We start from the raw sequence: 9295 nt of genomic DNA, 5'->3' as shown, positions 1-9295 counted from the left end.
ACGCGCATGCCCTCGCATCAGACACAAGTCGTCATCATCGGCGGCGGCCCTTCCGGGCTGCTGCTGTCGCAGCTCCTGCACCGCAAGGGCATCAGTTCGATCGTGCTGGAGAAACACTCCCGCGCGCATGTTCTGGGGCGGATCCGGGCCGGTGTACTGGAGCATGGATTCGTCAATCTGATGCGCGAGGCAGGCTGCGGCGCGCGGATGGACCGCGAAGGCGAGATTCACGGGGGCTTCCGCATTGCGCACCAAGGCCGGCTGGACCGGGTCGACTTGGCAAAGCATACCGGCGGTGAAACGGTGATGGTCTACGGCCAGACCGAAGTGACCCGCGACCTCTACGCAGCGCGCGATGCAATGGGTGGCGTGATCGTTCACGGGGCGCAGAACGTGCAGCTTCAGGCGCTGATGGGAGCACGGTCCTATGTCACCTGGGACCAGGATGGCGAAGCGCAGCGGGCCGACTGCGACTTTATCGTCGGCGCCGACGGGTTCCATGGGGTCAGCCGCAAATCGATTCCGGCGGATGTGCTGAAGGAATACGAGAAGGTCTATCCCTTCGGCTGGCTGGGGGTGCTGTCGGAAACGCCGCCGGTTTCGGACGAGCTGATCTATGCCCGCCACGAGCGCGGCTTTGCCTTGTGCTCGCTGCGCAGCCGGGTGCTGAGCCGTTATTACATTCAGGTGCCCCTGACGGACCGGGTGGAGGATTGGAGCGATGCGGCCTTCTGGAATGAGCTGAAACGCCGCCTGCCGGATGAGGTGGCAGCAAGCTTGCAGACTGGGCCGTCGGTCGAGAAATCCATTGCGCCGCTGCGCAGTTTCGTGGCGGAGCCGATGCGCTATGGCAACCTGTTCCTTGCCGGCGATGCGGCCCATATCGTGCCGCCCACCGGTGCTAAGGGGCTGAACCTGGCGGCCTCGGATATCCATTACCTCTATCACGGGCTGCTGGATCATTATCTGAGAGGCGACAGCGCCGGGCTGGACGGGTACTCGCAAAAAGCGCTGGCGCGGGTATGGAAGGCCGAACGGTTCAGCTGGTGGATGACCAATCTGCTGCACCGCGCTCCGGACGGGACGGACACGGACCTGCGGCTGCAACGGGCAGAGCTTGATTACCTGTTCTCCTCGGAGGCGGCGCTGTCATCGCTGGCAGAAAACTACACGGGGCTGCCGTACTGAGCCGGGCCGGCTTCGGGAGGCGGGGGCAAAACACGCCGGGAAAGGCTCCCGCGCTTGCGCCGGGCATCATAGATGCCCTGCGGAACCTTGGGCCTGGCGCCGCGCTGGTGCGCGGCGTGGTTGCGTTCACGTTGAGGCGGCAGGAGCGGGGGCGGCCGGATAAATTGGCGGGCGGGAAAGAGGCTGAAAGCGCAAGGGATGATTGGCGGTCCGCAAGCTGGCTGTCCGAAACGAGTTAGAAACGCGCAGCGTGTCCGCCTTCTGGCCGGCTGAGGATGGAATGGAGCAGCAGCGCGCATCGCGCGCTGCTTGGCACAACGCTGCCTCTAGGCTGGCATTGGCCGGCCGCAAGGGCAGGGGCGGGAGTGCCCCGGTTCGCTTGCTCCGGTGCGGATGGCTCGCCCAGGAGCAGGTTGCGCAGCGTTTCATCCCGGTCCCAGCATTGCCGGCTTGGCAGCGTGCAGCAGGGCGGCTAGGTCTGGTGCAGACAGCACAAGCAAACCAGGGAGGCATGCCATGCTGATGAGTGACCAGAAAGACATTGCTGCCGATCCAGCAACAGTCTTTGCGGCGCTGTTGTCGCCGGACGTCCTCAAGGCCTGTGTGCCGGGAGCGGAGGAGGTCACGGGAACACCGGAAGACGGCTTCGAGGCAACGGTCACCCAGAAAGTCGGTCCGGTGAAAGCCACGTTCAAAGGGCGGGTTGCCTTGTCGGACCTTGTGGAGAATGAAAAGCTGACCATCTCCGGCGAAGGCAAAGGCGGTGCAGCGGGGTTTGCCAAAGGCGGGGCGGTTGTGTCGCTGGTGCCTTCGGAGACCGGCACGTTGCTGACTTATGAGGTCGAGGCCAAAGTCGGCGGCAAGCTGGCCCAGCTCGGCAGCCGCATCATTGACGGTTTTGCAAAAAAGATGGCCGACCAGTTCTTTGCCAATCTGCAGGCGCATTTGGCGCCGGAAGAGGAGGCAGGCGAAGAAGGCGATGCCTCTCAGGACGGCGAAAAGAAGGGGTGGTTCAGCAAGGTGACCGGCCGCGGCTGAGCCCCTGCGCTGGCGCACAGGCGCGTCTGCACGGCGGGGGCTGGCAGATGCGGCAAACCGCCGCTAGGTTGGCCGGGATTTGAGACCATCCCGGAGGCACCATGACGGCGATCCTGTCCATCCGCGATCTGCGCAAAATCTATGACGGCGGGTTTGAGGCGCTGAAGGGCGTCTCGCTTGATATCGAAGAAGGTGAGATCCTGGCTTTGCTCGGCCCAAATGGCGCGGGAAAAACCACTTTGATTTCAACAATTTGCGGTATCACCACCGCATCTTCGGGCAGCGTTTCAGTCGGCGGGTTCGACAATGTCGCCGAGTTCCGGGCCGCGCGCTCGCTGATCGGCCTGGTGCCGCAGGAAATCACCCTGGAACCCTTTGCCAAGGTGCATGACACCGTCAGCTTCTCGCGCGGGCTGTTCGGCAAGCCGGCTGATCCGGCGCGGATCGAGGAAGTGCTGCGCAAGCTGACGCTCTGGGAAAAACGCGATGCCAAGATTATGGAGCTGTCGGGCGGCATGAAGCGGCGGGTGCTGATTGCCAAGGCGCTGGCACATGATCCGCGCATCCTGTTCCTGGACGAGCCCACCGCGGGCGTTGATGTGGAGCTGCGCAAGGACATGTGGGAGATTGTGGCGGAACTGAAGGCGAGCGGCGTCACCATCATCCTCACTACTCATTACATCGAAGAGGCGGAGGCGATTGCCGACCGGGTCGGGGTGATCACTGGCGGCGAACTGCTGCTGGTCGAGCCCAAGGAGCAGCTGATGGCCCGGATGGGGCAAAAGCAGCTGGAGGTGCAGCTGACGGCGGCAGTGTCGGAAATTCCAACGGAGCTGGGCCAGTACAATCTGCAGCTGGTCAACGGCGGCGGCACGCTGCTTTACACCTATGACACAAGGGCAGAGCGCACCGGTATCACCCACTTGCTGAACGACGTGGCCCAGGCCGGGCTGGTGCTGGCGGACGTGCAAACGCGGGAATCCAGCCTGGAGGATATCTTTGTCGGCCTGGTGTCGCAGGGAACGAATTCTGAGGGCTCGGTTTCGGGAGATGCGGCATGAACTGGACAGCGGTAGCTACCATATACAGGGCGGAAATGGCGCGGTTCTGGCGCACCTTCATGCAAAGCTTCATCTCGCCGGTACTGTCCACCTCGCTTTACTTCGTGGTCTTCGGCAGCGCCATCGGCAGCCGGATCCAGGAAGTGGACGGGGTCGAATACGGCGCCTTCATCGTGCCGGGGCTGATCATGCTGTCAGTGATTACCCAAAGCATCTCCAACGCGTCCTTTGGCATCTACTTCCCGAAATTCATCGGCAACATCTATGAGATCCTCTCGGCGCCGATCAATTTTCTGGAGGTGGTTGCGGGGTTTGTCGGGGCGGCGGCGACAAAGTCGCTGTTCATCGGGGTGGTGATCCTGGCCACCGCCTCGCTGTTTGTGGACCTGACGATCCAGCATCCCATCGCGATGGTGGCGTTTCTGGTGCTGACCTGTCTCAGCTTCTCGCTGATGGGGTTCATCATCGGCATTTGGGCCGGGAATTTCGAACAGCTTCAATTGGTGCCTCTGCTGGTGGTGACGCCTTTGGTGTTCCTGGGCGGGTCGTTCTATTCCATTTCGATGCTGCCGCCGGTCTGGCAGGCGGTCACCCTGTTCAACCCGGTGGTCTATCTGGTGTCGGGCTTCCGCTGGGCCTTCTTCGGCCAGGCCGATGTGCCGGTGCTGTTGAGCCTTTGCGCCATTGCCGCCTTTACCCTGGCTTGCATGGGGGTCATCTGGTGGATCTTCAAGACCGGCTGGCGCATCCGGGCCTGAACCGGCACGCAAGTCAGCAGCGGGCGGGCCCGGCACGCGTGCCGCGTGCCGGGTGTTGCGCCTGAGGCCGGCCGAAGGCGCTGCGCCGCGCACCAGCGCGGCGCCCGGCCCAACGGGAAGGCAGCAGCTGCAAGCTGCTGTCCTGACGGGCGGGAGCACCCCGCCTGGCGCCTGGCGCCAGCGTTGCAAATTTGCCCGCGGCTGTGCGGTTTTTGCATTTCGCGGCATTTCCGCCGGATGCGCACCTTGTTTCACCGCGGGGGGCGCTCTACATCGGCGCCATGAGATTTCGCCTGCCTTTCCTGAAAAGACAGCCGCTAGTGGCGGTGGTCCGCCTCAACGGCGCCATTGGCATGCCGGGCCGCGGCTCGTTGAGCGATGCCGCTTTGACGCCGGTGCTGGAACGCGCCTTCCGCAAAGGGAAACCCGCTGCTGTGGCGCTGGAGATCAACTCGCCCGGCGGCTCGCCGGTGCAAAGCTCGCTGATCGGCGCCCGCATCCGCCGCCTGGCGGAAGAGCTGGACGTGCCTGTCTATGCCTTTGTCGAAGATGTGGCGGCCTCAGGCGGCTACTGGCTGGCGGCGGCGGCGGATGAGATCTGGGCCGATGCCAGCTCGGTGCTGGGCTCGGTCGGGGTGATTTCGGCCGGTTTCGGCGCCCATGTGCTGCTGGCGCGCCAGGGCGTCGAGCGCCGGGTCTATACTGCTGGCGAGAGCAAATCGATGCTGGACCCGTTCCGTCCGGAGAACCCCGAGGACGTGCAGCGCCTGAAGGTGATCCTGAACGACATCCACGCCAATTTCATCGACCATGTTACCGAGCGCCGCGGCCCCAAGCTGAAATCAGATGAAAACCTGTTCACCGGCGAGATCTGGCTGGCGCGCCGGGCGCTGGAGCTGGGGCTGATTGACGGCGTCGGCCATCTGAAGCCCAAGATGCAGGAGCTTTACGGCGAGAAGGTCCGCTTCCGCCGGTACGGGCTCAAGAAGCCGCTGCTTAGCCGCTTTGGCATGCGTATTGCCCAGGACGCCCTGGCCGGCATCGAGGAGCGCGCGGAGTATGCGCGTTTCGGGCTCTGACGTGCTGTTCAAGATCGTTGCAATCTTCCTGGTGGTGATGGCGGTGCTGGCGATGTTCGGCAAACTGCGCTTTCCCGGCCAGAAACACCTCAATTCCAAGCGCTGCCCGTCCTGCGGCCGCTTCAAGATCGGCAAGGGCCCCTGCGGCTGCCAAAAAGGAGGGCGTGGCAAATGATGCCATGGCTGTATTCGGCCCTGGGGCTGGTGATCCTGCTGCTGGCAGGCGATGCGCTGGTCCGCGGTGCTGTGAACCTCAGCCTGCGGCTGGGGGTGCCTGCGCTGATCGTCAGCCTGACCATCGTGGCCTTCGGTACCTCGGCACCGGAGCTGCTGATCGCTATCAGCGCTGTGCACGAAGGCGCAGACGGCATCGCATTGGGCAATGTGGTCGGCTCCAACACTGCCAACATTCTGCTGGTTCTGGGCATTCCCGCCCTGATGCGTGCCCTTCACACCAGTGAATGCAGCACTCGCAAGAACTATATGTTCATGCTGGGCGCGTCCTTTCTGTTCATCGCTCTGGCTTTCTGCGGCACCTTCACCATCTGGTCCGGTCTGATCCTGCTGGCGGCGCTGTCGGGTGTGCTGGGCGTGGCCTTCTACGAGGCGCGCGTCCATCGCCGCAACGGCAAGGATTGCGCCTGCGAGGACGACCTGGAAGAGATCGAGGAAGCCGACCCCGACATGCCTTACTGGAGGGTCTGCACCTATCTGCTGCTGGGGCTGATCGGCCTGCCGCTGGGCGCGGATCTGCTGGTCGACAACGCCACCATCATTGCCCGTATGTATGGCATCAGCGAAACCGTGATCGGCCTGACCTTGGTCGCGGTGGGCACCTCGCTGCCTGAACTTGCCACCACGGTGATGGCGGCTCTGCGCCGCCAGGCGGATGTGGCGCTGGGCAATGTGATCGGCTCCAACATGTTCAACCTCTTGGCCATCATCGGCATCGCCACTTTTGTCGGCCCGATCAGCGTTGATCCCGAGTTCCTGGAGTTCGACCTGTGGGTGATGCTGGCGGCGTCGCTTCTGCTGATCCCCTTTGTCTTCTTCAAACAGGACATCACCCGCATCTGGGGCGTCATTCTCAGCGTGCTCTATATGGCGTATATGATCGTTCTGTTCTAACTCTTCGGTTGCAGCAGCAACGGGAGGGCGCAGATGCGGGCATTGGTGACCGGAGCAGGCAGGCGGCTGGGCCGGGCGATGGCGCTGGAGCTGGCCCGGCAGGGCTATGACGTGGCCGTGCATTACGCCGCTTCCCTTGACGGGGCAGAGCAGACCGCCAGGGAAATCCGCGGCCTTGGCCGCCATGCGGAGGTGCTGAAGGCGGATCTGCTGGACGAAGCCCAGGCCCAGGCGCTGCTGCCGCGTGCGGCTGCGGCGCTGGAAGGACCTATCACCTGCCTGGTCAACAACGCTTCGGTTTTTGAGTACGACCGCTTGCAAACCGCCACGCGCGACAGTTGGGACCGGCATTTAAACAGCAATTTGCGGGCGCCCTTTGTGCTGCTGCAGGCAATGGCCGCGCAGGACGTTTCGCAGACCGAAACAGACGCGGAGCCTTGTGCCTGGGGGCTGGCGGTCAACATGATCGACCAGCGGGTGCGCAAGCTGACGCCCGAGTTTATGACCTACACGCTGGCCAAATCGGCGCTCTGGACCCTGACGCAGACCGCGGCCCAGGCGCTGGCGCCGCAGATCCGGGTCAATGCAATCGGCCCAGGGCCAACCCTGCAGGGGCCGCGGCAAAACCCGGAACAGTTCTCACGCCAGCGTCAGGCGACGATCCTGCAGCGCGGTGCGGATGCAGATGACATCACCGGAGCACTCACCTATCTCCTGAAGGCCAAGGCCGTCACCGGCCAGATGATCTGTGTCGACGGCGGTCAGCACTTGGGCTGGCAGACCCCGGACGCGGACGGGCTGGAGTGACGCAAACCAGCGTAATTGCGTCCCTTTCCCGGAAAGTTTTGCACCGGATCACATACCGTCACGGAAGCGTTACAAAAGTGCCTTTCTTTTCAAAACCTTGACAGGGTGTGATAAAAGTTTTGTTTGAAAACAGATCCTTAACAAACTGCCTAAATTTTAGGCATCCGCCCGAAACTGCCTCAAAATAAGGGAAAAGGCGGGATAGCCCAAAGATATCTCCGTAGTTATCCACAGCAATCGTGGATTTCCCCGCTCTTGATCCGGGCAGGCAAACATTGCAGCCGGAGGCGGGGAATCGTATGTCTGGGCGCATGAACGACCAGCCTGCCGAAGCCCCTCAGGATTCGCCGCCCCGCACCGGCTATGCCGTGATCCAGGACTATGTGAAAACGCTCGACAGTTCGCCGGGTGTCTACCGGATGCTGGATGCCGACAGCCGGGTGCTCTATGTCGGCAAGGCGCGCAATCTCAGGGCGCGGGTGTCGAATTACACCCGCCCGGGCAACAGTCCGCGGATTGAGCGGATGATCGCGCTCACCGCCTCGATGATGTTCCTGACCACGCGGACGGAAACCGAGGCGCTGCTTTTGGAGCAGAATCTGATCAAGCAGCTGAAACCCAAATACAACGTGCTGCTGCGCGATGACAAAAGCTTCCCCAATATTCTGGTCGCCAAGGATCACGCTTTTCCGCAGATCAAAAAGCACCGCGGCGCCCGCAAGCAGAAGGGCAGTTACTTCGGCCCCTTCGCCAGCGCGGGCGCGGTGAACCGGACGCTTAATCAGCTGCAAAAGGCGTTCCTGCTGCGCAATTGCTCGGACTCCATGTTCGAGACCCGCACCCGGCCCTGCCTGCAGTATCAGATCAAACGCTGCACCGCGCCCTGCACCGGGCTGATAAGCGAAGAGGACTATGCCGCCAGCGTGCGCGACGCCGAACGATTTCTGTCGGGCCGGTCCACCAAGGTGCAGGAGGAGCTGGCTGAGCAGATGATGGCGGCCTCGGAGGCGATGGAGTTCGAACGCGCCGCCGCCCTGCGCGACCGGATCAAGGCGCTGACCCAGGTGCAGTCCAGCCAGGGCATCAACCCCCGCGGCGTGGCGGAAGCGGATGTCGTCGGCCTGCACCTTGAGTCAGGGCAGGCCTGCGTCCAGGTCTTCTTCATCCGCGCCAATCAGAACTGGGGCAACCAGGATTTCTACCCTAGGGTGGATGCCGATATGAGCCCGGCGGAGATTATGGAAGCTTTCTTGGGCCAGTTCTACAGCAACAAGGAGCCGCCGCGGCAGCTGATCCTTTCGGATGGCATCGAGAACGCCGATCTGATGGAACAGGCGCTGAGCGAGAAGGCTGACCGCAAGGTGGAGCTTCTGGTGCCCCAGCGCGGCGAGAAGACCGAGCTGGTGGCTTTTGCCGTGCGCAATGCCCGTGAGAGCCTGGCCCGCCGCATGGCCGAAAGCGCGACCCAGGCAAAACTGCTGCGCGGGCTGGCTGAAGCCTTCAGTCTGGAAGCCCCGCCGCAGCGGATCGAGGTCTATGACAACTCCCACATTCAAGGCACCAATGCGGTGGGAGGCATGATCGTGATGGGGCCGGACGGCTTTATGAAAAACGCGTACCGCAAGTTCAACATCAAGGGCGATGATCTAGTGCCGGGTGATGACTTCGGCATGATGAAAGAGGTGCTGAACCGCCGCTTCTCGCGCCTGCTGAAGGAAGATCCGGACCGCGATAAGGGGCTATGGCCCGACCTTTTGCTGATCGACGGCGGGGCCGGGCAGGTCTCGGCGGTGGCAGAGATCATGGCAGAGCACGGGGTGCAGGACATTCCCATGGTGGGCGTTGCCAAAGGCGTCGACCGGAATCACGGCAAGGAAGAGTTCTACCGTCCCGGCGCGCCCGTTTTTGCCCTGCAGCGCAATGACCCGGTGCTCTATTTCATCCAGCGGATGCGGGACGAGGCGCACAGGTTTGCCATCGGCACCCACCGCGCCAAGCGCGCCAAGGCACTGAGCGCGACGCCGCTGGACGAGGTGCCCGGCGTCGGCGCCTCGCGCAAGCGCGCGCTGCTGGCCCACTTCGGCAGCGCCAAGGCGGTGAGCCGGGCCAACCTCGCTGACCTCAAGGCGGTGGAGGGGATCTCGGAAGCCCTGGCCGAGCGGATCTATGACCACTTCCATGCGCAAGGATAGGCCGGAAATTTTGGACTAGACTTCGATCGTGCTAGGTTTTGCGG

9 protein-coding genes are annotated in these 9295 nt (G+C 63.0%); all 9 read left to right on the top strand.

Annotation, left to right across the window (positions count from 1 at the left end; genetic code table 11):
• The first annotated feature begins 6 nt into the window (after nucleotides 1-6).
• The 9 genes from pobA (at nucleotide 7) to uvrC (ending at nucleotide 9251) form a co-directional block, all read left to right on the top strand.
• On the top strand, nucleotides 7-1188 hold the full coding sequence (pobA, locus tag RA19_RS04595) for a 4-hydroxybenzoate 3-monooxygenase (RefSeq protein ID WP_039159968.1): 1182 nt from the start codon (nucleotides 7-9) through the stop codon (nucleotides 1186-1188).
• Between the two features lie 516 nt (nucleotides 1189-1704).
• A complete protein-coding gene (locus RA19_RS04590) occupies nucleotides 1705-2226 on the top strand; it encodes a CoxG family protein (RefSeq protein ID WP_039159965.1) in 522 nt (173 codons plus the stop codon).
• A 101-nt stretch (nucleotides 2227-2327) separates the two neighbouring features.
• Complete coding sequence (locus RA19_RS04585) at nucleotides 2328-3287, top strand: ABC transporter ATP-binding protein (protein WP_039159964.1); 960 nt, start codon at nucleotides 2328-2330, stop codon at nucleotides 3285-3287.
• Nucleotides 3284-4045, top strand: a complete 762-nt coding sequence (locus tag RA19_RS04580) for an ABC transporter permease (RefSeq protein ID WP_039159962.1) — start codon at nucleotides 3284-3286, stop codon at nucleotides 4043-4045. The genes RA19_RS04585 and RA19_RS04580 overlap by 4 nt, the downstream gene beginning before the upstream one ends.
• 281 nt (nucleotides 4046-4326) lie before the next feature.
• Complete coding sequence (locus tag RA19_RS04575) at nucleotides 4327-5124, top strand: S49 family peptidase (RefSeq protein WP_039160268.1); 798 nt, start codon at nucleotides 4327-4329, stop codon at nucleotides 5122-5124.
• Nucleotides 5105-5299, top strand: coding sequence for a hypothetical protein (locus tag RA19_RS04570; RefSeq protein ID WP_039133964.1), 195 nt, complete (start codon nucleotides 5105-5107; stop codon nucleotides 5297-5299). The genes RA19_RS04575 and RA19_RS04570 overlap by 20 nt, the downstream gene beginning before the upstream one ends.
• Nucleotides 5296-6252: a calcium/sodium antiporter gene (locus RA19_RS04565; RefSeq protein WP_039159960.1), complete on the top strand. Its 957-nt coding sequence runs from the start codon at nucleotides 5296-5298 to the stop codon at nucleotides 6250-6252. The genes RA19_RS04570 and RA19_RS04565 overlap by 4 nt, the downstream gene beginning before the upstream one ends.
• A 33-nt stretch (nucleotides 6253-6285) precedes the next feature.
• Entirely contained in the window at nucleotides 6286-7059 is a 774-nt protein-coding gene (locus RA19_RS04560) for an SDR family oxidoreductase (RefSeq protein WP_039159957.1), read from the top strand.
• A 311-nt stretch (nucleotides 7060-7370) separates the two neighbouring features.
• A complete protein-coding gene (gene uvrC / locus RA19_RS04555) occupies nucleotides 7371-9251 on the top strand; it encodes an excinuclease ABC subunit UvrC (RefSeq protein ID WP_039159955.1) in 1881 nt (626 codons plus the stop codon).
• Nucleotides 9252-9295 lie beyond the last annotated feature (44 nt).

The organism is Leisingera sp. ANG-M1 (assembly GCF_000813745.1).
Lineage (GTDB): Bacteria > Pseudomonadota > Alphaproteobacteria > Rhodobacterales > Rhodobacteraceae > Leisingera.
The sequence above is the reverse complement of the archived record's forward strand: the minus strand, read 5'-3'. Positions and strand labels throughout refer to the sequence as shown.

What these genes read in the sequence shown, in the direction of transcription:
- pobA (WP_039159968.1), top strand. Translation starts at nt 7, where the DNA reads ATGCCCTCGCATCAGACACAAGTCGTCATCATCGGCGGCGGCCCTTCC.
- RA19_RS04590 (WP_039159965.1), top strand. Translation starts at nt 1,705, where the DNA reads ATGCTGATGAGTGACCAGAAAGACATTGCTGCCGATCCAGCAACAGTC.
- RA19_RS04585 (WP_039159964.1), top strand. Translation starts at nt 2,328, where the DNA reads ATGACGGCGATCCTGTCCATCCGCGATCTGCGCAAAATCTATGACGGC.
- RA19_RS04580 (WP_039159962.1), top strand. Translation starts at nt 3,284, where the DNA reads ATGAACTGGACAGCGGTAGCTACCATATACAGGGCGGAAATGGCGCGG.
- RA19_RS04575 (WP_039160268.1), top strand. Translation starts at nt 4,327, where the DNA reads ATGAGATTTCGCCTGCCTTTCCTGAAAAGACAGCCGCTAGTGGCGGTG.
- RA19_RS04570 (WP_039133964.1), top strand. Translation starts at nt 5,105, where the DNA reads ATGCGCGTTTCGGGCTCTGACGTGCTGTTCAAGATCGTTGCAATCTTC.
- RA19_RS04565 (WP_039159960.1), top strand. Translation starts at nt 5,296, where the DNA reads ATGATGCCATGGCTGTATTCGGCCCTGGGGCTGGTGATCCTGCTGCTG.
- RA19_RS04560 (WP_039159957.1), top strand. Translation starts at nt 6,286, where the DNA reads ATGCGGGCATTGGTGACCGGAGCAGGCAGGCGGCTGGGCCGGGCGATG.
- uvrC (WP_039159955.1), top strand. Translation starts at nt 7,371, where the DNA reads ATGAACGACCAGCCTGCCGAAGCCCCTCAGGATTCGCCGCCCCGCACC.